Source organism: Achromobacter sp. SIMBA_011 (assembly GCF_046535435.1).
Classification (GTDB): domain Bacteria; phylum Pseudomonadota; class Gammaproteobacteria; order Burkholderiales; family Burkholderiaceae_B; genus Achromobacter; species Achromobacter dolens.
In genome coordinates, this window is the sequence record NZ_JAWRWN010000520.1 from 1 (window position 1) to 269 (window position 269).

Sequence of the window (269 nt, forward strand, 5' to 3'; positions counted from 1 at the left end):
GTCGAGCTGGTCGCGGTGATGGACCGTCACGCCGGGCGCGAGCAGCGCCTTCTGGCTGTCGTACTTTTCCGGCTCGTCGGTGACGATCACGATCCGCTTCGCGCCTTCGGACGCGAGCTGGTGCGTGATCTGCGGCACCGTCAGCACGCCGTCGACCGGCTGGCCGCCCGTCATCGCGACCGCGTCGTTGTAGAGGATCTTGTAGGTGATGTTCGCCTTCGACGAGATCGCCGCGCGCACCGCCAGCAGGCCCGAGTGGAAGTAGGTGC

At 67.3% G+C, this 269-nt stretch carries 1 protein-coding gene; it reads right to left on the minus strand.

Features of this window, described 5'->3' with window-relative positions:
• Nucleotides 1–269 (minus strand): hypothetical protein (locus SB816_RS31975; protein ID WP_410548238.1); only part of this gene is annotated, 269 nt, incomplete at both ends.